This is a genomic window from Pseudomonas sp. HR96 (genome assembly GCF_034059295.1).
Classification (GTDB): Bacteria; Pseudomonadota; Gammaproteobacteria; order Pseudomonadales; family Pseudomonadaceae; genus Aquipseudomonas.
Window position 1 is genome coordinate 2,309,537 of the sequence record NZ_CP139141.1, and the last position, 21,298, is coordinate 2,330,834.

Annotated in this window: 24 protein-coding genes; 13 read left to right on the forward strand and 11 right to left on the reverse strand. The window is 65.6% G+C overall.

All coding sequences use genetic code 11. The features are described 5' to 3' along the window. Positions 1-120: 120 nt before the first annotated feature. Positions 121-984, forward strand: coding sequence for a LysR family transcriptional regulator (locus SFA35_RS10715; protein WP_320578065.1), 864 nt, complete (start codon positions 121-123; stop codon positions 982-984). 24 nt (positions 985-1,008) lie between these two features. On the opposite strand, the gene SFA35_RS10720 is transcribed toward SFA35_RS10715, so the two are convergent. Both SFA35_RS10720 and queD read right to left on the reverse strand, forming a co-directional pair. After that, positions 1,009-1,152: a hypothetical protein gene (locus tag SFA35_RS10720; RefSeq protein WP_320578066.1), complete on the reverse strand. Its 144-nt coding sequence runs from the start codon at positions 1,150-1,152 to the stop codon at positions 1,009-1,011. A gap of 216 nt (positions 1,153-1,368) precedes the next feature. Next, a complete protein-coding gene (gene queD, locus SFA35_RS10725) occupies positions 1,369-1,725 on the reverse strand; it encodes a 6-carboxytetrahydropterin synthase QueD (RefSeq protein ID WP_320578068.1) in 357 nt (118 codons plus the stop codon). Positions 1,726-1,896: 171 nt separating this feature from the next. Between queD and SFA35_RS10730 the strand changes: the two genes are divergently transcribed. The 6 genes from SFA35_RS10730 (at position 1,897) to mrdA (ending at position 7,747) form a co-directional block, all read left to right on the forward strand. Continuing rightward, a complete protein-coding gene (locus SFA35_RS10730) occupies positions 1,897-2,205 on the forward strand; it encodes a PepSY domain-containing protein (protein ID WP_320578070.1) in 309 nt (102 codons plus the stop codon). Beyond that, positions 2,189-2,518 (forward strand): PepSY domain-containing protein, encoded by a 330-nt coding sequence (locus SFA35_RS10735; RefSeq protein ID WP_414058539.1) that lies wholly within the window; start codon positions 2,189-2,191, stop codon positions 2,516-2,518. The genes SFA35_RS10730 and SFA35_RS10735 overlap by 17 nt, the downstream gene beginning before the upstream one ends. After that, a complete protein-coding gene (locus SFA35_RS10740; protein WP_320578072.1) occupies positions 2,518-3,210 on the forward strand; it encodes a response regulator transcription factor in 693 nt (230 codons plus the stop codon). Before SFA35_RS10735 ends, SFA35_RS10740 begins: the two co-directional genes overlap by 1 nt. Before the next feature lie 5 nt (positions 3,211-3,215). After that, complete coding sequence (locus tag SFA35_RS10745) at positions 3,216-4,550, forward strand: sensor histidine kinase (protein ID WP_320578966.1); 1,335 nt, start codon at positions 3,216-3,218, stop codon at positions 4,548-4,550. 73 nt (positions 4,551-4,623) lie between these two features. Then, positions 4,624-5,697, forward strand: coding sequence for an AI-2E family transporter (locus tag SFA35_RS10750; RefSeq protein ID WP_320578074.1), 1,074 nt, complete (start codon positions 4,624-4,626; stop codon positions 5,695-5,697). A 157-nt stretch (positions 5,698-5,854) separates the two neighbouring features. After that, positions 5,855-7,747, forward strand: coding sequence for a penicillin-binding protein 2 (gene mrdA, locus SFA35_RS10755; RefSeq protein WP_320578076.1), 1,893 nt, complete (start codon positions 5,855-5,857; stop codon positions 7,745-7,747). Positions 7,748-7,801: 54 nt separating this feature from the next. Here the strand turns inward: mrdA and SFA35_RS10760 are convergent, their stop codons facing one another. Then, positions 7,802-8,155, reverse strand: a complete 354-nt coding sequence (locus SFA35_RS10760; RefSeq protein ID WP_320578079.1) for a YkgJ family cysteine cluster protein — start codon at positions 8,153-8,155, stop codon at positions 7,802-7,804. Positions 8,156-8,349: 194 nt separating this feature from the next. Between SFA35_RS10760 and wrbA the strand changes: the two genes are divergently transcribed. Beyond that, positions 8,350-8,949, forward strand: coding sequence for an NAD(P)H:quinone oxidoreductase (gene wrbA / locus SFA35_RS10765; protein ID WP_320578081.1), 600 nt, complete (start codon positions 8,350-8,352; stop codon positions 8,947-8,949). A 151-nt stretch (positions 8,950-9,100) separates the two neighbouring features. Continuing rightward, positions 9,101-9,550: a low affinity iron permease family protein gene (locus SFA35_RS10770; protein WP_320578082.1), complete on the forward strand. Its 450-nt coding sequence runs from the start codon at positions 9,101-9,103 to the stop codon at positions 9,548-9,550. On the opposite strand, the gene SFA35_RS10775 is transcribed toward SFA35_RS10770, so the two are convergent. The 6 genes from SFA35_RS10775 to SFA35_RS10800 are packed head-to-tail and all read right to left on the reverse strand — an operon-like array spanning position 9,551 to position 15,611. Next, the gene (locus SFA35_RS10775; protein WP_320578084.1) at positions 9,551-9,910 is read right to left on the reverse strand and encodes a Na+/H+ antiporter subunit G; all 360 of its coding nucleotides are present in this window, start codon (positions 9,908-9,910) and stop codon (positions 9,551-9,553) included. Further along, complete coding sequence (locus tag SFA35_RS10780; RefSeq protein ID WP_320578087.1) at positions 9,907-10,185, reverse strand: K+/H+ antiporter subunit F; 279 nt, start codon at positions 10,183-10,185, stop codon at positions 9,907-9,909. The genes SFA35_RS10775 and SFA35_RS10780 overlap by 4 nt, the downstream gene beginning before the upstream one ends. Beyond that, positions 10,182-10,670: a Na+/H+ antiporter subunit E gene (locus SFA35_RS10785; RefSeq protein WP_320578089.1), complete on the reverse strand. Its 489-nt coding sequence runs from the start codon at positions 10,668-10,670 to the stop codon at positions 10,182-10,184. Before SFA35_RS10785 ends, SFA35_RS10780 begins: the two co-directional genes overlap by 4 nt. Beyond that, complete coding sequence (locus tag SFA35_RS10790; RefSeq protein WP_320578091.1) at positions 10,667-12,340, reverse strand: monovalent cation/H+ antiporter subunit D; 1,674 nt, start codon at positions 12,338-12,340, stop codon at positions 10,667-10,669. Before SFA35_RS10790 ends, SFA35_RS10785 begins: the two co-directional genes overlap by 4 nt. Further along, a complete protein-coding gene (locus tag SFA35_RS10795) occupies positions 12,337-12,681 on the reverse strand; it encodes a Na+/H+ antiporter subunit C (RefSeq protein WP_320578094.1) in 345 nt (114 codons plus the stop codon). The genes SFA35_RS10790 and SFA35_RS10795 overlap by 4 nt, the downstream gene beginning before the upstream one ends. Beyond that, the gene (locus tag SFA35_RS10800; protein WP_320578096.1) at positions 12,681-15,611 is read right to left on the reverse strand and encodes a monovalent cation/H+ antiporter subunit A; all 2,931 of its coding nucleotides are present in this window, start codon (positions 15,609-15,611) and stop codon (positions 12,681-12,683) included. The genes SFA35_RS10795 and SFA35_RS10800 overlap by 1 nt, the downstream gene beginning before the upstream one ends. Positions 15,612-15,860: 249 nt before the next feature. Here SFA35_RS10800 and SFA35_RS10805 point away from each other — a divergent pair, with 249 nt between their 5' ends. Then, complete coding sequence (locus SFA35_RS10805; RefSeq protein WP_320578098.1) at positions 15,861-16,418, forward strand: XRE family transcriptional regulator; 558 nt, start codon at positions 15,861-15,863, stop codon at positions 16,416-16,418. A gap of 32 nt (positions 16,419-16,450) precedes the next feature. Here the strand turns inward: SFA35_RS10805 and SFA35_RS10810 are convergent, their stop codons facing one another. Together SFA35_RS10810 and SFA35_RS10815 are read right to left on the reverse strand one after the other, a co-directional pair. Next, complete coding sequence (locus tag SFA35_RS10810; RefSeq protein WP_320578100.1) at positions 16,451-17,272, reverse strand: aldo/keto reductase; 822 nt, start codon at positions 17,270-17,272, stop codon at positions 16,451-16,453. Positions 17,273-17,360: 88 nt separating this feature from the next. Beyond that, positions 17,361-18,269, reverse strand: coding sequence for a LysR family transcriptional regulator (locus SFA35_RS10815; protein ID WP_320578102.1), 909 nt, complete (start codon positions 18,267-18,269; stop codon positions 17,361-17,363). 109 nt (positions 18,270-18,378) lie between these two features. On the opposite strand from SFA35_RS10815, the gene SFA35_RS10820 reads away from it, so the two are divergent. The 3 genes from SFA35_RS10820 (at position 18,379) to SFA35_RS10830 (ending at position 21,268) form a co-directional block, all read left to right on the forward strand. Next, positions 18,379-19,077, forward strand: a complete 699-nt coding sequence (locus tag SFA35_RS10820) for a CoA transferase subunit A (RefSeq protein ID WP_320578104.1) — start codon at positions 18,379-18,381, stop codon at positions 19,075-19,077. Positions 19,078-19,117: 40 nt separating this feature from the next. Beyond that, positions 19,118-19,774, forward strand: a complete 657-nt coding sequence (locus SFA35_RS10825; RefSeq protein WP_320578106.1) for a CoA transferase subunit B — start codon at positions 19,118-19,120, stop codon at positions 19,772-19,774. A gap of 72 nt (positions 19,775-19,846) precedes the next feature. Continuing rightward, complete coding sequence (locus SFA35_RS10830; protein ID WP_414058513.1) at positions 19,847-21,268, forward strand: short-chain fatty acid transporter; 1,422 nt, start codon at positions 19,847-19,849, stop codon at positions 21,266-21,268. Positions 21,269-21,298 lie beyond the last annotated feature (30 nt).

Consider the following 21,298-nt stretch of genomic DNA (forward strand, 5'->3'; position numbering starts at 1 on the left):
CGGGTGGCTCACAGGCCCTGGCTGGGCAAGCCACCCCGGGTGCAGGAGAACTCTAGGGCTGGACGCTATTTTGCGGCCAATGCTATTAATGGAAGACCCTATGTGTACAAGGCATCACCCATGGAACTCGTGTGGCTGGAAGACTTTCACGTGCTGGCGCAGAGCGGAAATTTCTCCCGCGCGGCTGAACTGCGCCACGTCAGCCAGCCGGCTTTCAGCCGCCGTATTCGCGCTTTCGAGAGCTGGATCGGCGCCGAGCTGTTCGAGCGCAGCGCCCAGGGCGCGACCCTCACCGAGGCCGGCAAGAGTGTGCTGGACAACGCATCGCAGTTGACTCGGCAGCTTTACCAGATGCGCAGCGAGGCCCGCGAGATCGCCGGCAAGGCGGCGCGCACGCTGCACTTTGCCGCGACTCACTCTTTGTCATTCACGTTTTTTCCGGCATGGATTCGCCAGGTCGAGGGCGGGGCACCCATCGAGGGGTTGAGCCTGCACTCGGACAATATGCTCGAATGCGAGCAGCAGTTGCTCAGTGCCAAGGTGCAGTTCCTGATCTGCCACCAGCACCCGGGCGTGCCGCCGCGTTTCGCCAGCCAGCAGTTCGAGAGCAAGGTGATTGGCGCGGATGTCCTGCTGGCTTTGCACTCGGCGCAGCTGGCGCCCGGCGATCCGGCGCCGTTCCTGGCCTACACCGAGGAGTCGGGCCTGGGCCGGATCGTCGCTTCGCACCTGGCCACGCACCCGACTGGGCCAGCGCTGGAGACGGTGTTCAGTTCCCATCTGGCAGCGGTGTTGTTGTCCATGGCCGAGCAAGCCAAAGGCATCGCCTGGTTGCCTCTCAGCCTGGCCGGCGGCGAAGTGCAAGCAGGGCGCCTGGTCCGCTCGCGGGTACCGCTGGCGGACATTGACACCGAGATTCGTATCTTCCGCGCCAGGACGCCCTTGGGCCGGTTTGCCGAGGCGTTCTGGGCGGGGCTCGGCTAGCCTGCGCGACGCCTGCTGTCGAAGCTATGCGAATATCGAACAGATCGCGTCTGCCAGGAACCACGCAATCCAGATTGCCAGCAGCATGATCAACACCCCGGCGAAGGCGCGGGACAGGGCTTTTCTCACGAATTGATGACGGGAAGGGTTGGGCAACTGGGCTTTCACGGTTTGCTCTCCACCCATGGGTTTACGGTTCGCAGCAAGCGCACGATGCGCTCGAGCCCGGAATGGCAGATAGGCAACGTATGGCAGTTCACGACAACTTATCCTCTGAAAGTGTAGGTCGTGATCAGACAGCAACCGCAGTAAATAAATTTCCGTATCCCCACCATCGAACAAATTTAATCCCGGCGTGCACGACCGGGTGGGGAGGCCGGGAAATCAATCGCCGGTATACTCGCAACCGCTGGTGCAGGTCTCGTGGATGCGCACCTTGGAAAGCTCTGGCAGCAGCGGTTTCATCTGCGCCCAGATCCACTTGGCCAGCACCTCGCTGGTGGGGTTTTCCAGGCCGGGAATGTCATTCAGGTAATTGTGGTCGAGCTGCTCGTACAACGGCTTGAACACCGCCTTGATTTCCGAAAAGTCGCGAATCCACCCGGTGTGCGGGTCCACGGGGCCGGTCAGGTGCAGGGCCACCTTGAACGAATGGCCGTGCAGGCGCCCACATTTGTGCCCGGCGGGCACATGGGGCAGGCGATGGGCGGACTCGAACGTAAATTCCTTGAAGATTTCCACGGTGTATTCAACTCGCAAGCAGCTTAGGGCAGGCGCGCAGTTTAACAGCAAGCGCGCCCGCCTGCAGTTGCTAGCAATCAAGTGGGCAGGGGGGCGGACGTTCAGCTTGATTTAAGTTGCGCCCGTTAGTCTGCACGGGTTGAATCCCAAGACAGCAAAGGAAGACACACCATGAAAGCCATCACCACCCTCTTCGCCGCCGCCGCTCTGCTGGCCGCCAGCCCCCTCGCCCTGGCCAAGGATATCGGCCCTGACCAGGCACTGCGGCTGCGCGATGCCGGCACCATCCAGTCGTTCGAAAAGCTCAACGCCGCCGCCCTCGCCAAGCATCCGGGGGCGACCGTGGGCGATACCGAGCTGGAAGAGAAATACGGCAAGTACGTCTATCAGCTGGAGTTGCATGACGCCCAAGGCGTCAAGTGGGAAGTGGAAATGGACGCGGTAACGGGTGAAGTGCTTGGCAATCACCAGGACGCCTGACGCCGCTGGCCGCTGGCGCCAGTGCCTGCTGGCGTTGCCGCTGCTGGCCTGCTGCTGTGCGGCGCAGGCCCGTGACCTGGATCAGGACGAGGCCTTGCGGCTGCGCCAGCAGGGTGTGATCCTGTCCCTCGAACACTTGTTGCAGCAGGCCATGGCACGTTACCCCGGCGCGCGGCTGCTGGAAGCGGAGCTCGAGGAGCACGATCAGCGCTACGTGTACGAGGTTGAACTGCTGACCCCCGAGAACCGGGTCCGGGAAATCAAGATCGACGCCAGCAGCGGGCGCCTGATCACCGATAAGGAAGACGACTGATGCGTTTGTTGCTGGTGGAGGACAACGTGGCGCTGGCGGACGAGCTGCTCGCGGGCCTCAATCGTCAGGGCTACGCGGTGGATTGGCTGGCCGACGGGCGCGATGCCGCGCGCCAGGGCCTGACCGAGCCTTACGACCTTGTCGTGCTCGACCTCGGCCTGCCTGGCCTGCCGGGGCTTGAAGTGCTGGGCCAGTGGCGCGCCGCCGGCTGCCACGTGCCGGTGCTGGTGCTCACCGCCCGCAGCGCCTGGGCCGAGCGCATCGAGGGGCTCAAGGCTGGCGCCGACGACTACCTGAGCAAACCCTTTCACCCCGAGGAGTTGCACCTGCGGGTGCAGTCCCTGCTGCGCCGCGCCCGCGGCCTGGCCAACCAGCCGCAGCTGCACGGCGCCGGATTGCAACTCGATGAAGGCCGCCAGTGCGTGACCCAGGCGGGCGAGGAGGTGCAGTTGACCTCGGCGGAGTTTCGTCTGCTGCGCTACTTCATGCTGCACCCGGGGCAGATTCTGTCCAAGGGCCACCTGGCCGAGCACCTCTACGACGGCGAGACTGAACGCGACTCCAACGTGCTCGAAGTGCACGTCAATCATCTGCGCCGCAAACTCGGCCGCGAGGTGCTGGAAACGCGCCGGGGCCAGGGCTACATCTTTGGCGGCAACCCCGGCCAGGTCAGCGCCGTGGTGCCCGGGTGAAACCCATTCGCTCGATCCAGGGGCGCCTGAGCCTGGGGTTGTCGGCGGTGCTGGTGGTGGTCGGGCTGGGCGTGGCGCAACTGAGCCTGTGGCTGTTCGAAGGCGGCCTGCAACGCTACCTGGAGATCGGCCTGCGCACCGAGAGCGAAAGCCTGCTGATGGCCCTGGTGCGCGGCGACAACGGCTTGCAGCTGGACGAGCGGCGCCTGCTGCCGGCCTACCAGCGGCCGTTCTCCGGGCACTACTTCAGAATCGACGCCCACGACGGCGCCGGCGCCGGGCTGCACTGGCGCTCGCGCTCGCTCTGGGACCTGCAGCTGCCCTGGCCCGACGCCCCCGGGCTGCACAGTGACTTGACCCTGGGCCCCGAAGGCCAGGCGCTGCTGACGCTGCGCGCCGACTATCGGCGCCTGGGCGAAGACCTGTCGATCAGCGTGGCCCGCGACTACACGCCGGTACGCGCCAGCTTCCAGCGCCTGCAAGTGCTGGGCCTGGCCATTGCGGCGGCGGCCCTGCTGCTGATCCTGGCGTTGCAACGGATCACCGTGAAGCGCTCGCTGCGCCCCTTGGAGCGCGTCCGCGAGCAGATCGCCCAGCTGCAGCAGGGCCGGCGCAGCGCTCTGGATACCCAGGTACCCGAGGAGCTGGCGCCGCTGGTGGGGCAGATCAACCACCTGCTGGCCCACACCGAAGACAGCCTCAAGCGCTCGCGGCGGGCCATGGGCAATCTGGGGCACGCCTTGAAAACTCCACTGGCGGTCCTGCTCAGCCTGGCCGAAAGCCCGCGGCTGGCCGATCAGCCGCAGGTACGGGCGACGTTGCAGGAACAGTTGCAGCAGATCCAGCAGCGACTGGACCGCGAGCTCAACCGCGCACGGCTGGCCGGCGATGCGCTGCCCGGAGCGCCATTCGATTGCGCCATCGAATGGCCGAATTTGCAGGCCTCGCTGCGCAGCGTGCATGGCGATCATCTGCAACTGCGCTGCCAGCATCCGCCAGGTGCGCGCCTGCCCTGGGACCGCGAAGACCTCCTCGAGCTGCTCGGCAACCTGCTCGACAACGCCTGCAAATGGGCGGATGCCGAGGTCAGCCTGACCCTCGACGAAACCGACCAGGGCTGGACTGTGCAGGTCGACGACGACGGCCCGGGCATTGCCCCGGCACGCCGCGCTCAGGTGCTGGGGCGTGGCGTACGGCTGGACGAGCAGATGGCCGGGCACGGCCTGGGGCTGGCGATCGTGCGCGATATCGTCGACAGCTGGCACGGCCAGCTGGCGCTCGGCGACAGCCCGCTGGGCGGTCTGCAGGTGCGTATTCATCTGCCGCGCACATCCACTTAAACTCATCGGCCGTTCCACGGACTAACCCTCATGGCGGCATGCAGCCGCCCCGGGCCATTCCAGGGACTGAACGATGAACAAAGAAACTGCACAGAACCACTCCCTGCGCGTCCTGCTGGTGATCGTCTCGCTGGCCTTCGTATGGATCATGCTGCCGTTCTACGGCGCGGTGTTCTGGGCGGTGATCCTCGGCATCCTCTTCGCGCCCCTGCAGAAGCGCCTGCACCTCAAGTTCCAGCGCCGGCGCAACCTCAGCTCGCTGGTGACCCTGCTGGCCTGCCTGGTGATTGCCATCCTGCCGGTGATCGTGGTCAGCGCGTTGCTGGTGCAGGAGGGCGCCGCGCTCTACAAGAACATCGAGAGCGGCCAGCTGGACATCGCCGGCTACATCAACCACGCCAGGCACATGCTGCCCACCGGCCTGCAGCACCTGCTCGAACGCATGGGCGTGGCCGACCTCGACGGCCTGCGCGACAAGATCAGCAAGGGCGCCATGCAAGGCAGCCAGTATGTCGCCACTCAGGCGTTCAGCTTTGGCCAGGGCACCTTCGACTTCATCGTCAGCTTCGGCATCATGCTCTACCTGCTGTTCTTCTTCCTGCGCGACGGCCACGACCTGGTCCGGCGCATCCGCGCGGCCTTGCCACTGGCCGACGAACAGCAGCGGCGCCTGCAGCTCAAGTTCAACCGCGTGGTGCGTGCCACGGTCAAGGGCAACATGCTGGTGGCAGTCACCCAGGGTGCATTGGGCGGCTGCATCTTCTGGTACCTGGACATCCCCAGTGCGTTGCTCTGGGCCGTGCTGATGGCGTTCATGTCGCTGTTGCCGGCGGTTGGCGCGGGGATCGTCTGGGGGCCGGTGGCCGCGTATTTCGTGCTCGGCGGCGACACGGTCGACGGCATCATCCTGGCGTTGTTCGGGGTGTTCGTCATCGGCCTGGTGGACAACGTGCTGCGCCCGATCCTGGTGGGCAAGGACACGCGCATGCCCGATTACCTGGTGCTGGTGTCGACCATGGGCGGGCTGGCGGTGTTCGGCCTCAACGGTTTTGTGATCGGCCCGCTGATTGCGGCGTTGTTCATGTCCAGCTGGTCGATCTACACCGAAACCAAGCAGCAGGTGCGCCTGCCCCGCGACCTCGACTGAGGCCAGCGGCGACCGGCTATCGGTCACCCCGATGGACGCCAGCCTTGAGGCTGGCGTCGGCATTTCGTACCATCGCGCACGCCGGCCGCTCTGCTGGTTTTTTTGTGTGCAAATTTTTCATCTTTTCTTCAGTTTTTGATTCTTTTTCGAGTGGCCCATGCCTCAACCGATACCCCTCAAAGACCACGGCAAGGAACAGGGCCTGGTCAATCGCCGTCTGGTGGCCTGCGCCATCTTCGTCCTGGTGCTGAGTTTTACCCTGATCGGCCGCCTGTATTTCCTGCAGGTCATCGAATACGACTATCACTCGACCATTTCCGAGAACAACCGCGTCCATGTGCTGCCGATCGCCCCGGAGCGCGGCTTCATCTATGACCGCAACGGGGTGATCCTGGCCGACAACCGGCCCAGCTTCAACCTGACCCTGACCCGCGAGCGCGCCGGCGATTCGGCCCAGGTGCTGGACACCGTCACGCAGATCCTGGGCCTTGGCGAAGACGAGCGCCGCCAGTTCGACAAGGACTTGAAGCGGGTCCGTCACCCGTTCGAGCCGGTCACCCTGATGTACGAGCTGACCGAGGAGCAGATCGCCAAGATCGCCGTCAACCAGTTCCGCCTGCCGGGGCTGGATGTCGAGGCGCAGTTCGTGCGCGAATATCCCCAGGGCGACCACTTCGCCCACTCGGTCGGTTTCGTCGGGCGGATCAACGAAAAGGAATCGCGCCAGCTCGACTCGGTGGAGTACCGCGGCACCCAGTCGGTGGGCAAGACCGGCATCGAGCGCTTCTACGAAGCCCAGCTGCACGGCCATGTCGGCTATGAAGAGGTCGAGACCAACGCCCAGGGCCGGGTCATGCGCGTGCTCAACCACCACGACCCGGTGGCCGGCAAGAACATCACCCTGAGCCTGGACATCAAACTGCAGGAAGCCGCCGAGCACGCCCTGGGCGACCGGCGAGGGGCGGTGGTGTGCATCGACCCGGACACCGGCGAGGTGCTGGCCATGGTCAGCAAGCCGAGCTTCGACCCCAACCTGTTCGTCACCGGCATCAGCTTCAAGCAATATTCGGCGCTGCGCGATTCCATCGACCGCCCGCTGTTCAACCGCGTCCTGCGCGGGCTGTACGCACCGGGTTCGACCATCAAGCCGGAAGTAGCGGTGGCAGGCCTGGACAGCGGCGTGATCACCCCGCAATCGCGCGTATTCGACCCTGGCTACTACGAGCTGCCCAACTACGATCACAAGTACCGCAACTGGAACCGCAGCGGTGACGGCTGGGTGGACTTGAACGCGGCAATCATGCGTTCCAACGACACCTACTTCTATGACACCGCGCACAAGTTGGGCATCGACCGCCTGCACGACTACCTGGTCAAGTTCGGCCTCGGCCAGAAGGTCTCGCTGGACATGTTCGAGGAAGCGCCGGGCCTGATGCCGTCCCAGCAATGGAAGCGTGCCACCCGCCGCCAGGCCTGGTTCCCGGGCGAGACGCTGATCCTCGGCATCGGCCAGGGCTACATGCAGGTCACGCCGCTGCAGCTGGCCCAGGCCACCTCGCTGATCGCCTCCAAGGGCGTCTGGCATCGTCCGCACCTGGCGCAGACGATTGGCGGCGCCGCGCCGGTGGACGACAACCCGATGCCCAACATCGTGCTGCGCGACACCGCCGCCTGGGAGCAGGTCAACCGCGGCATGCAGGCGGTGATGCATGACCCGCGCGGCATCGCCCGCGCCGCAGCGCTCGGCGCCCAGTACCGCATTGCCGGCAAGAGTGGTACCGCGCAAGTGGTGGCGATCAAGCAGGGCGAGCGCTACAACCGCCTCAAGACCCTGGAGCGCAACCGTGACAACGCCTTGTTCGTCGGTTTCGCCCCGGCGGAACACCCGAAGATCGTGGTGGCGGTGATGATCGAGAACGGTGAGGCCGGCGGCCGGGTCGCCGGCCCCGTGGTGCGCGAGATCATGGATGCCTGGTTGCTGGATCAGGACGGCCACCTGAAGCCGCAATACGCCGTGCCGGCCAAGCCAGCAGGTGATCCGAAGGTCTAGGAGCTTGCCGTGCAATGGGCTGCACCCATGCAGGGGTAACGGCCCCCTCGGGTCTCAAAGCCCCGCGTTCCACCCCGGCTCCAGCGCTGCCAGCCCATAGGCGGCCCGCGCCTTGTCGCAACTCTCGCTCGGCTGGCCGAACTCCCAGGCTGCCTCGAATTCGCGGCAGGTGCTCGACCGCTCGGCGTACATCGAGCAACTGACCGCCTTGCCCACTTCACCGCTCAAGCTGATGCAGCGGCTGGGACGGCTTTCGGTGCCCAGCATCGCCACCCGCGAGGGGGTAACCTGGACCACTCGCTCATCGGGCACTAGGCCGCCGCCGGAGACGCATTCGCCCCAATAGAACGACACGCGAAAATGCGCGCAGCAGGCACCGCAACTCAGACACGGGTGGGCTTGGGACATGGGTTCACACAGAGGGGCAGGGAAGGGGGGGACTGGCGCCATTCTATGCCGGCGCGGCGATTTGAAAAGAGCCTGCCAGCGGTATTTCGATCGAACACATCGAATTTCCCTGGGTGTTATTCGTCCGATGCCTGTGGCAAGTTGTTTCTCGCGGTCAGCAGTCGCTGCCGCCTGCCCCACTCCAGGAGAACGATATGGCTAAGGTACTGGTACTGTATTACTCATCCTACGGACACATTGAAACCATGGCAGCGGCCATTGCCGAGGGCGCGCGCAGCGCTGGTGCCACGGTCGACGTCAAGCGGGTGCCGGAAACCGCCCCGGAGGAGGTGGCAAAGAACGCGCATTTCAAGCTCGACCAGGCCGCGCCGGTGGCCACTGTCGCCGAGCTGGAACACTACGACGCCATCATTCTCGGTTCGCCGACCCGCTTCGGCCGAGTCAGCAGCCAGATGGCCAGTTTCCTCGATCAGGCCGGCGGCCTCTGGGCGCGCGGCGCTCTGAACGGCAAGGTTGGCGGCGCCTTTACCTCCACCGCCAGCCAGCACGGTGGCCAGGAAGTGACGCTGTTTTCGTTGATCACCAACCTGATGCATTTCGGCCTGACCATCGTCGGCCTGCCCTATAGCTACCAGGGCCAGATGAGCCTGACCGAGATCGTCGGCGGCTCGCCGTACGGCGCCACCACCATCGCCGGGCCGGACGGCTCGCGCCAGCCAAGCGAGATCGATCTGGCCGGTGCCCGCCATCAGGGCGAGCTCATTGCCAAGACCGCGGCCAAGTTGTTTGGCTAAGCCTTGAAAAGCTCGGGGCGCCGCCCCCGAGCCTTTTGCCCCATGACACTTTCTTCAGAGAGCGGTCAGGGCGCCAACCCACTGTTCCACTTGGCGAATTTAACCTTCGACGACCTGTCTGAGCTGTAACACCCACAGCAACAGGTGCACCATGAACTTCAGCAAATTCTCCCAATCCCTGGCCGTGGTCGCCGGCAAGCCCGGTACCTTCATGCTGGCTGCCGCCGCCATCGTGGTCTGGGCCTGCACCGGGCCCTGGTTTCATTACAACGATACCTGGCAACTGATCATCAACACCTCGACCACCATCATCACCTTCCTCATGGTGTTCGTCATCCAGCACACTCAGAACCGCGACAACGACGTGCTGCACATCAAGATCGACGAGCTGCTGCGGGTGACCCGCGAGGCGCAGAATGCGGTGATGGACCTCGACGACCTGGACTCCAAGCAGCTGCAGGTGATTCGCAAGAAGTACAAGAACATCGGCGCCAACGAGACGGTGGAAGTCTCCGCCGAGACCACTACGCTGCAGGCCGGCCCCCTCGAAGAGCCGGACCTGGAAAAGGAAGCCCAGGCGTTGAAGCAGACCGGCCACTGATCAATTGCCGTGGGTGTGCTCACGGCTGCTGATTTCCCCAGGCACCCCGTCGCCGGCCATGCGCTTGCGAAACAGCGCCGCACGGGCCAGCAGCAAGGTGGTGACCGGCATGGTGATCGCCAGCAGTATCGGGATCAGCCAGGCGTGCACCACCGGCGCCTCGGCCAGGGCCGAGAAGTACAGGATCGAGGCCAGCGCCACGCACCAGCTGCCCAAGGTGGACGCCAGCGCCGGCGGGTGCATGCGCTGGAAGAAATCCTTCAGGCGCAGCAAGCCCAGCGCACCGATCAGCGCCAGCACGCTGGCGAACACCAGCAGGCCGGCGGTGGCCCATTCGGCCCATGGCGGCAGCGCGATCATTCGATCACCTCGCCGCGCAGCAGGAATTTGGCCAGGGCGAAGGAGCCGACGAAGCCCAGCAGGGCGATCAGCAGCGCGGCTTCGAAATAGGTGTCGCTGGCGTAGCGGATGCCCAGCACCAGCATCATCAGCATGGCCAGCAGGTACAGATAGTCCAGGGCCAGTACCCGGTCCTGGGCCGAGGGGCCGCGAAACAGGCGAATCAGCGTCAGCAGCATAGCCAGGCTGAACAGGCCCAGGCTCAGCAGGATGGCGTTGGCGAGCAGGGGGGTCATTGGAATATCTCCATCAGCGGCCGCTCGTAGGTGGCCTTGAAGTGCTCGATGAAACGCGCCTCATCGTCGAGGTCGAAGACGTGCATCAGCAAGGCGCTGCGATCCAGTGCCAACTCCGACCAGACGGTGCCGGGGATCACCGTGCAGACGGCGGCCAGCGCGGCCAGGCCGTTGGCGTCGTGCAACTGCAGGGGCACGGTGACGAACGCTGAGCGCGGCTCACGCCGGCCCAGGGCCAGCACGCTGCGCGCCACCTGCAGGTTGGACACCAGCATGTCCACGGCCACCCGGCCCAGCAAGCGCAGGACGGTGCCCGGCTTGCGCAGGCGAATGGGCAGCGGCCGCAGCGGTGCCATCAGCAGCGGTGCCAGCACGGCGAACAGCAGGCCGAGCAACAGCTGGCCCCAGCTCAGCGACAGGTTGAGCAACAGCCACAGCAGCCACAGGGCCAGGGTCAGCCAGGGGGCCGGGAGCAGACGCTTCATGGTCGAGCCTCCAGCAGGGGGTTGGCTGCGGTGGGACGGGTCGCCATCACTGCGTCGATGTACTGCGCCGGCTGCGCCAGCATGGCGGCGGTGGCCTGGGTGTAGCGCAGCAGGCTGTCGCCCTTGACCGTCAGGGCCACGCACAGGCCCAGCAGCAGCACAATGGGGATGCATTCATTGCGCCGCAGCAGCGGCGATGGCCGTTCGCGCGGGGTCCAGAAGCGCTTGACGCCCAGGCGCACCATCGCCAGCAGCGAGGCCAGGCCCGAGGCGATCAGCAGCGCTACCAGCACCCAGGCCGCAGTGCCGATGCCTGGCGCCGGGCTGGCACCCAGCCCCTGGGGATCGAACAGGGCGCTGATCAACGCCAGCTTGGCGATGAAGCCCGACAGCGGCGGCATGCCGATCACCAGCAAGGCACAGGCGACGAAGCTGAGCCCGAGAAAGGCCATGGTCCAGGGAATGACCTTGCCGACCAGCGCCTGCTGCTCGTCGTCCAGGTTGATGCCCGGTGGCGGATGCAGCGATTCCAGGGGCTTGGGCAACAGATCGGCGTCCTCTTCCAGGGGCAATTCATTGGCCGAGCGCGAACGCTCGATCAGTTCGGCCAGCAGAAACAGCGCGCTCAGCGCCAGGGTCGAGCTGACCAGGTAGAACAGCGCCCCGGCGGTGACCGCCGGGCTGGCCAGGCCGATGCTGGCCAGCAGGATGCCGGCCGACACCAGAATGCTCTGGGCGGCCAGGCGCTCCAGGCGTTGCGCGGCCAGCACCGCGATCGCCGCGCAGGCCAGGGTCAGCAGGCCGCCCCAGACCAGCCAGGTGCCACCGAAAGCCGCCGAGGCGCCGGCGTGCGTGGAAAACAGCAGAGTCCACAGGCGCAGCAGGGTGTAGATGCCGACCTTGGTCATGATCGCGAACAGCGCCGCCACCGGGGCGCTGGCCGAGGAGTAGGCCGGCACCAGCCAGAAGTTCAGCGGCCACATGCCGGCCTTGGCCAGGAATGCCACCGCGAGGATTGCCGCCCCGGCGTGCAACAGGCCGCGGTCGGCCTCGGGCACCAGGGGAATCTTCAGCGCCAGGTCGGCCAGGTTGAGGGTGCCGGTGACGCCGTAGACCAGCGCCGCGCCTATCAGGAACAAGGAAGAGGCCAGCAGGTTGATGGCGATGTAGTGCAGCCCCGCCGAGACCCGCGCGCGTTCGGAGCCGTGCAGCATCATGCCGTAGGAGGCCGCCAGCAGCACCTCGAAGAACACGAACAGGTTGAACAGGTCGGCGGTCAGGAAGGCACCGTACAGGCCCATCAGCTGGATCTGGAACAGTGCATGGAAGCTGGCGCCGGCGCGGTCCCAGCGGGCGTTGGCGAACATCAGCGCGCAGCTGCCGATGATCCCGGTCAGCACCAGCATCAACGCCGCCAGGCGGTCGACCACCAGCACGATGCCGAACGGCGCCGGCCAGTTGCCCGGCAGGTAGACGCCGATCGAGCCGCTGGCGTTCTGGCCCTGCACCCACTCGAGCAGTGCCACCGACACCACCAGGCCGAGCAGGGTCGAGGCGAGGTTGATGTGCGCTTTCAGCGGGCGGTGTTTTTCCCCCAGCAACAGCAGGCAGGCCGCAGTCAGCAGCGGCAGAAGGATCGGCGCGATGATCAGGTGCGACATCAGGCTCATCGACCGCCCTCGTGGCCATCGACGTGGTCGGTACCGGTCAGCCCGCGCGAGGCCAGCAACACCACCAGGAACAGCGCGGTCATGGCAAAGCTGATGACAATGGCGGTCAGCACCAGCGCCTGGGGCAGCGGGTCGGTGTAGTGCAGCAGGTCCTGGGGCACGCCGTCGCGAATGATCGGCTCCTTGCCGATGAACAGGCTGCCCATGCTGAAGATGAACAGGTTGACCCCATAGGACAGCAGGCACAGGCCCATCACCACCTGAAAGGTCCGCGGGCGCAGCACCAGCCACACTCCGGAGGCACTGAGCACGCCAATGGCGATTGCGATCACTTCTTCCATCAGCGGGTTGCTCCTGGGGCAGCGGGCAGTGGGCGCGGCAGGCCGTGGCTGCCGCTGCGATGGCTGCGCACCGATTGGTGGGCCAGCGCGGTGAGGATCAGCAAGGTGGCACCCACCACCACGGTGTACACGCCGATGTCGAAGAACAGCGCACTGGCCACGTGCACCTCGCCGAACAACGGCAGATGCAGGTGCGCCGTGTGCGTGGTGAGGAAGGGGTAGCCGAACGCCAGGGCGCCCATCCCGGTCAGCGTGGCGCAGAGCAGCCCGGTGCCCATCCAGCGCAGCGGCCGCAGGCGCATCTGCGCCTCCACCCACTGGGTGCCGGCGACCATGTATTGCAGGATGAACGCCACCGACATCACCAGCCCGGCGACGAAGCCGCCGCCCGGCTGATTGTGCCCGCGCATGAACAGGTACATGGAAATCACCAGGGCCACCGGCAGCAACAGACGCACCAGCACCGCCGGCACCATCATGAAGCCCAGTGCGGTGTCGCTGGCATGGCGCGGGTTGACCAGGTCGGTGACCACATCGGCGGCCAGCAGGCGTTGCTGCGCCGGCAGCTGAATGCTCTCGCGCGGCGGTCGAAAGCGCCGCAGCAGGGCGAATACGGCAAGGGCCACGGCGGCCAGTACGGTGATTTCACCGAGGGTGTCGAAGCCGCGGAAGTCCACCAGCATCACGTTGACCACGTTGGTGCCGCCACCTTCGGGCAGCGCTCGGCTCAGGTAATACGAAGAGATATGGTTGGGGGTGGGCCGGGTCAGCATGGCGTAGGCCAGCAGCGCCATGCCGCCACCCACCGCGCCGGACAGCAGCAGGTCGCGCAGGCGCCGAACCTTCGCCCGACGCTCGCTGGCGGCGCTGGGCTGGGCATCTTCCAGGCGGCGCGGCAGCCAGCGCAGGCCGAGCAGGATCAGTACCGTAGTCACCACCTCGACCACCAACTGGGTCAGGGCCAGGTCCGGCGCGCTGAACCAGACAAACGTGATGCACGTCATCAGCCCGCACACGCCGACCATGGTCAGGGCCGCCAGGCGGTGGTACTTGGCCTGCCACGCCGCGCCCAGGGCGCAGGCGATGGCGATCAGCCAGAGCATGACGAACACCCCGGAACCGGCGATCTTCGGCCGCTCGCCCCAGCTCAGGCCGCTCTGCACCATGGGCAGCAGCCCCGCCAGCACGGCCACCAGTACCAGCATGAACAGCTGCAGCTGCAGGCGGCGGGTGGCCAGGCGCCGGGTCAGGCGTCGGGCGCCGCGCAGCAGGATGATCAAGGTCTGTTCGAACAACCGCTTGCCGTTCAGCCGGCCGGTCAACGGCGGCGCACTCAGGCGGCCCTGGCGCAGCGGTCGGCGCAGGGCCAGGTACAGCAGCACGCCGCAGACCATGGCGATCAGGCTCATGATCAGCGGCGCGTTGACGCCGTGCCAGATGGCCAGGCTGTATTCGGGCAGGGCAGCGCCGACCACCGGTTGCGCGGCCGCCGCCAGCAGCGGGCCCACCGACCAGGCGGGGAACATGCCTACCACCAGGCAGGCCAGCACCAGCAACTCCACCGGCACGCGCATCCAGCGCGGCGGCTCGTGGGGGGTGTGCGGCAAATCGGTGGCGGTAGGCCCGAAGAACACGTCGACGGTAAAGCGCAGCGCATAGGCCACGCTGAAGGTACCGGCGACCGTCGCCACCACCGGCAGCGCCGCCTCGACCCAGGCCGTGGAGCTGATAAACACGGTCTCGGCGAAGAACATTTCCTTGGACAGAAACCCGTTCATCAAAGGCACGCCGGCCATGGCCGCGCTGGCGACCATGGCCAGTGTCGCGGTGTAGGGCATCAGCCGCAGCAGGCCGTTGAGGCGGCGAATGTCACGGGTGCCGCTTTCGTGGTCGATGATGCCGGCGGCCATGAACAGCGAGGCCTTGAAGGTGGCATGGTTGAGGATGTGGAACACTGCCGCCACCGCCGCCAGCGGGCTGTTGAGGCCCAGCAGCAGGGTGATCAGGCCCAGGTGGCTGATGGTCGAGTAGGCCAGCAGGCCCTTGAGGTCGTTCTGGAACATCGCCGAATAGGCACCCAGCAGCAGGGTGCAGGCGCCCGCGCCGCTGACCATCCAGAACCACTGGTCGCTGCCCGACAGCGCCGGCCATAGCCGCGCCAGCAGAAACACCCCGGCCTTGACCATGGTCGCCGAGTGCAGATAGGCCGACACCGGCGTCGGCGCAGCCATGGCGTGGGGCAGCCAGAAGTGGAACGGGAACTGTGCGCTCTTGCTCAGCGCGCCCAGCAGAATCAGGGTCAGCAGCAATGGGTAGAGGCGATGCGCGCGCAACAGGTCACCGGCGCCGAGCACCGCGTCGAGGTCGTAGCTGCCGACCACATGGCCGACCAGCAGCACGCCGACCAGCAGGCACAGGCCGCCGGCACCGGTGACCATCAGCGCCATGTAGGCGCCGCGGCGGGCGTCGCTGCGGTGATGCCAATAGCCAATCAGCAGGAAGGAAAAAAGACTGGTCAGCTCCCAGAAAAACACGATTTGCAACAGGTTGCCGGACAACACCAGGCCGAGCATGGCGCCCATGAAGGCCAGGAAGAACGAGAAGAACCGCGGTACCGGGTCCTGGGGCGACATGTAGTAGCGCGCGTAGAGCGCCACCAGGGTGCCGATGCCCAGCACCAGCATGGCGAACATCCAGGCGAAGCCGTCCATGCGCAGCACCAGGTTGAGCCCCAGCGACGGCAGCCAGTCGACCTGCTCGCGGATCACCCCGCCGTGGGCCACCTGGGGGAACAGCAATGCCACCTGCACGGTACCGGCAAGGGCAATCAATCCGGCCAGCAGGGATTCGGCGTTGCGTGCGTTATGAGGCAGCAGGGCGGCCAGGCAGCTGCCGATGAAAGGCAGAAGCAGTAGGACAATCAATGACATGGCATTCCGTTGTGCTACATAGAGCGAGGTGGCTGTAGGGCCCGATCATACGGACCCGGTCTGCGTTCACCAACCCGTAGAGGCCGCGCATTGCAGGCAAGTGTGGTTCATTTCCCCGGGTTTTTTATGACATTTCATTTCCAGAACCTCAATCAAGCGGCTTGCGGGCCAGGCCGACGGCCCCGACAATGGCGCGACCATGAGCAGTAATGAGCAACATAGTGCGCACTTTCAGGTGATCGACTCCCCATGACCAGCAAGGATTCCAGTGCGCTGCTGCAGCACGTCAGCCAGAACATCCGCCGCCTGCGCCACGCTGCCGACCTCAGTCAGAGTGCGCTGGCCGAACGCTCCGGAGTCAGCCGGCGCATGCTGGTGGCGATCGAGGCCGGCGAAAACAATGTCAGCCTGACCACCCTCGATCGTCTCGCCGAAGCCCTGGGCGTGGCCTTCAGCGACCTGATCCAGGCCTTCGACAACCGTGACCCCGCGCGCATCAACGAGCTGGCGTGGGCCGGCGTGCACCCTCGGAGCAAGGCCGTGTTACTGGCCAGTGCCCGCGCCAGCAGCGAGGTGGAGTTGTGGGAATGGCGTCTGGAGCCTGGGGAGGAATATGTCTCGGAGGCCGACCCCATCGGTTGGAGCGAACAGCTGTATGTGTTCGAGGGGCAGTTGACGGTGGTGCTGGGGCAGGCGGTGCAGCAGCTGGCCGCCGGCGAGTTTCTCGCCTACCCGAGCAATCAGCCCCACGCCTATCGCAACGAGGGGACGGTGAGTGTGCACTTCATGCGCAATGTGGTGATCTGAGCTAGGCCAGGCCAGGCGCGATTCGCGCCCTGCTAGACCATCGCCAAGCGCTGCTTGTGCCGAGGTCCAGGGCACGCCTCATCGATGGCCCGCAGATCCGCCTCGCTCAGGCGCAACTCACCGGCCGCCGCGTTCATCTTCACGTGGAGCGGATCGACCGCCTTGGGAATGGCGATTACCCCGGGCTGACGGATCACCCAGGCCAGGCACACCTGCGCCGGGGTGACGTCGTGGCGCCCGGCAATCTCGGCGAACACTGGGTGCTTGAGCAGGCGGCCGGCCTGGGCGATCGGGCAGTACGCCATGACCGGTTGCTGATGCTCGCGCATCCACGGCAACAGGTCATACTCGATGCCACGGGCCTCGGGGTTGTACAGCACCTGGTTGGTCGCACAGCGCGGGTCGGCGAGGTCGAGCATGTCGGCGACATCGAAGTTCGACACCCCCCAGCGGCCGATCTTGCCGGCCTCGCGCAAGCGCTCGAAGGCTTCGACGGTTTCTTCGAGCGGGTGCGAACCTGGCCAGTGCAGCAGGTACAGGTCCAGTCGCTCGACCTTGAGGCGCTTGAGGCTGCGCTCGCAGGCCAGGGGGATGCCCTTGCGACTGGCATTGTGCGGGTAGACCTTGCTGACCAGGGTGACCTGCTCGCGCAGCCCGGCGATGGCCTCGCCCACCACTTCTTCGGCGCCGCCCTCGGCGTACATCTCAGCGGTGTCGATCAGGGTCATGCCCAGCTCGATGCCCTGGCGCAGGGCGGCCACTTCACGGCTGCGCTGGCCGGGGTTCTCGCCCATGTGCCAGGTGCCCTGGCCGATGAGCGGGACGCTGCGGTCTGCCAATTGAATCGATTGCATGCTGCCTCCAGTGTTTGCAGAGGGATTTGTCAGGGATCTATGCAATGGAGCGCTCCAGGCGCCGAGAGGTTCGACTGCATGTCGCGGGTCAGACGCTGTGCAGGGGCAGGCTCGGCGCCGTGGCACATTCGATCAGCACGTCCTGCAACGCCTGGGCCGCCGTCGACAGCTTGTGCTCGGCCAGGCGCATCAGGCCGATGCGCCGCTCGATACGCGGGCCTTCCAGGGCCACGCAGCGAGCGCCCAGCTCCTGCATCTGGCGGATACACAGCGAGGGCACCGCGCTGACCCCCAGGCCATTGGCGACCATGCGCCCGACGGTGCTCAACTGATGGCTTTCGAAGGCTACCGACAGCTTGCCATGCTCGGCGCGGATATCCTGCTCCAGCAGCAGGCGCACCGCCGAGGGGCGTTGCAGGGCGATGAAATCGTCTTGCAGCAGCTGCTTCCAGGTCACCACTTCAAGCAGCGCCAGCGGCGAATCAGCCGCTACCACGGCAACGAAGCGGTCCAGGTAGAACGGGGTGAAGACCAGCGTGGAGGTGCTGTCCGGCTCGAAGCCGATGCCCAGTTCGACCCGGCGATGGCGGACCATTTCCAGCACCTGCTCGTTGATCACGTCGTGCACGGCCACGTTGACCCGCGGATGACGGTCGCGAAACACGCGCAGCACGCCGGGCAGCGGATCGCCGGCGAAGGAGGGCATGGCGGCGATCGACACCTTGCCCAGTTGCAGGGTGAAATGCTGGCGCAACAGTTCTTCGGTATTGTCCCAGTCCGCCAGCAGGCGCCGGGCCAGCGGCAGCAGCGCTTCGCCCTCCGGCGTCAGGCTGACGCTGCGGGTGGTGCGGATCAGCAGCGCGCCGCCGAGGTCTTCTTCCAGCGCCTTGATGGTCAGGCTCAGCGCCGGCTGCGACAGGTGCAGGCGCTCGCCGGCCTGGGCAAAACTCAAGGCCTGCGCCACCGCCAGAAAAGCGCGCAGCTGCTTGACGTTCATTGATAAGCGTCCATCATCAATCGATCAAATAAACAAAATTAACAAATGACTCGTGCAGGGCCAAGATAATCTTCACTTCATCCAATAAAACAACAACAGGCGAACAGGCATGGCCGGACTCGACAAGCGCGTAGCCACCTACGAAGAGGCCCTTGCCGGCCTGACCGACAACATGACCATCCTCAGCGGCGGCTTCGGCCTGTGCGGCATCCCGGAGAACCTCATCGCCGAGATTCGGCGCCGCGGGGTCACCGGCCTGACCGTGGTCTCGAACAACTGCGGGGTCGATGGTTTCGGCCTGGGGGTGCTGCTCGAAGACCGGCAGATCCGCAAGATGATCGCCTCCTACGTGGGTGAAAACGCCCTGTTCGAGCGTCAGCTGCTCGATGGCGAGCTGGAAGTCGACCTCACCCCCCAAGGTACCCTCGCGGAAAAACTGCGCGCCGGCGGCGCTGGCATCCCGGCCTTCTACACCGCCACGGGCGTGGGCACCCCGGTGGCCGAAGGCAAGGAGGAGCGCGAATTCAACGGCCGCCGCTATATCCTTGAAGAAGCCATCACCGGCGACTTCGCCATCGTCAAGGGCTGGAAGGCCGACCACTTCGGCAACGTCATCTACCGCCACACCGCGCAGAACTTCAACCCGCTGGCCGCCAGCGCCGGGCGAATCACCGTGGTCGAGGTCGAGGAAATCGTCGAACCCGGCGAGCTGGAGCCGAGCCAGATCCACACCCCGGGCATATTCGTCGACCGGCTGATCCTCGGCACCTTCGAAAAGCGTATCGAAAAGCGCACGCTCAAGGGCTGATCGCCTTCCCCCGCTACAGCTATAAAAAAAGAGGCTGAACATGGCACTTTCCCGCGAACAAATGGCAATGCGCGTGGCCCGCGAGCTGCAGGACGGCTTTTACGTGAACCTCGGCATCGGCATCCCGACCCTGGTCGCCAACTACGTGCCCGAGGGCATCGACGTCATGCTGCAGTCGGAGAACGGCCTGCTGGGCATGGGCGAATTCCCCGACGAAAGCACCCTGGACGCCGACATGATCAACGCCGGCAAACAGACGGTGACCGCGCGCAAGGGCGCGTCGATCTTCGACTCGGCGACGTCCTTTGCGATGATTCGCGGGGGGCACGTCGACCTGACGGTGCTGGGCGCCTTCGAAGTCGACGTGCAGGGCAACATCGCCTCGTGGATGATCCCCGGCAAACTGGTCAAGGGCATGGGCGGGGCCATGGACCTGGTGGCGGGCGCCGAGAACATCATCGTCACCATGACCCATGCTTCCAAGGACGGCGAATCCAAGCTGCTGCCGTTGTGCAGCCTGCCGCTGACCGGCGCCGGCTGCATTCGCAAGGTGCTGACTGACCTGGCGTATCTCGAGATCGAAGGCGGCGCCTTCATCCTGCGCGAGACGGCACCGGGGGTCAGCGTCGAAGAAATCCAGGCCAAGACCGCCGGCAAGCTGATCGTGGCCGAGGACGTGAAGGAGATGACGTTCTAGCGCGTTCAAAGGGTTCAAGGTGGGATCACCGTTTGCACACTCAATAACAAAACCAATAAAACGAGCCTGATCATGTCCGTTGCACTCGAAGAAAGCCGTTATGCCCGCTTTGCCTTGCGCTGCTCCAGTTGGGCCGAGCGCTGGTTCCCTGATTCCTGGGTGTTCGCCGCGCTGGCCGTGGTCATCGTTGCGGTCGCCGCACTCGCCACCGGGGCTTCGGCGCCGGTAACCGCCACCGCGTTTGGCGACGGCTTCTGGAGCCTGATCCCCTTCACCATGCAGATGGCTTTTGTGGTCATCGGCGGTTATGTGGTGGCCAGCTCGCCGCCGGCCGTCAAACTCATCGACTGCCTGGCGCGGCTGCCGAAGAATGGCCGCTCGGCGGTGGCCTGGGTGGCGTTGATCTCGATGCTCGCCTCCTTGCTCAACTGGGGGCTGTCGTTGGTGTTCGGTGGCCTGCTGGTGCGGGCTCTGGCGCGCCGGGTAGAGCTCAAGATGGACTACCGGGCGGCTGGTGCTGCCGCCTACCTGGGGCTGGGCGCGGTCTGGGCGCTGGGGCTGTCGTCCTCGGCCGCGCAGTTGCAGGCCAACCCCGCCAGCCTGCCACCGTCGATCCTGGCGATCACCGGCGTGATTCCCTTCACCCAGACCATCTTTCTCTGGCAGTCGGGCGTGTTGCTGGCCATCCTGGTGATCGCTTCACTGCTGATTGCCTACGCCACCGCCCCCGGGCCCAATTCGGCGCGCGACGCCCAGGCCTGCGGCATCGACCCGGCCTTCAACCTGCCGGCGTTGCCGGCGCGCAGCCGCCCTGGCGAATGGCTGGAATACAGCCCGCTGCTGATCCTGCTGCTGGTGGCGCTGGCCGCCGGCTGGCTGTTTCACGAGTTCTCGAGCAAACCAGCCATCACCGCCATCTCCGGGCTCAATACCTACAATTTTCTGTTCATCATGCTCGGCGCCTTGCTGCATTGGCGCCCGCGCAGCTTTCTCGATGCCGTGGCCCGTGCGGTGCCGACCACCACGGGGGTGCTCATCCAGTTTCCCCTGTACGGCTCGATTGCGGCGATCCTGACCACGGTCAAAGGCGGCGACGGCTTGACCCTGGCCCATCACATCTCGACGTTTTTCGTGCAGATCGCCTCCCACGACACCTATGCGCTGCTGATGGGGGTGTACTCGGCAATCCTCGGCTTTTTCATCCCTTCGGGCGGTGGCAAGTGGATCATCGAGGCGCCCTACGTGATGCAGGTGGCCCATGACCTCAACTACCACCTGGGCTGGGCGGTGCAGATCTACAACGCCGCCGAGGCGCTGCCGAACCTGATCAACCCGTTCTACATGCTGCCGCTGCTCGGCGTACTCGGCCTCAAGGCGCGCGACCTGATCGGCTTTTCGTTCGTTCAGCTGCTGGTGCACGTGCCGCTGGTGCTGTTGCTGCTATGGGCCCTGGGTACCACTTTGACCTATGTGCCGGCGGTGCTGCCCGGCTGACGCGGCGCACCGCGCACCGAGCAGGCCAAG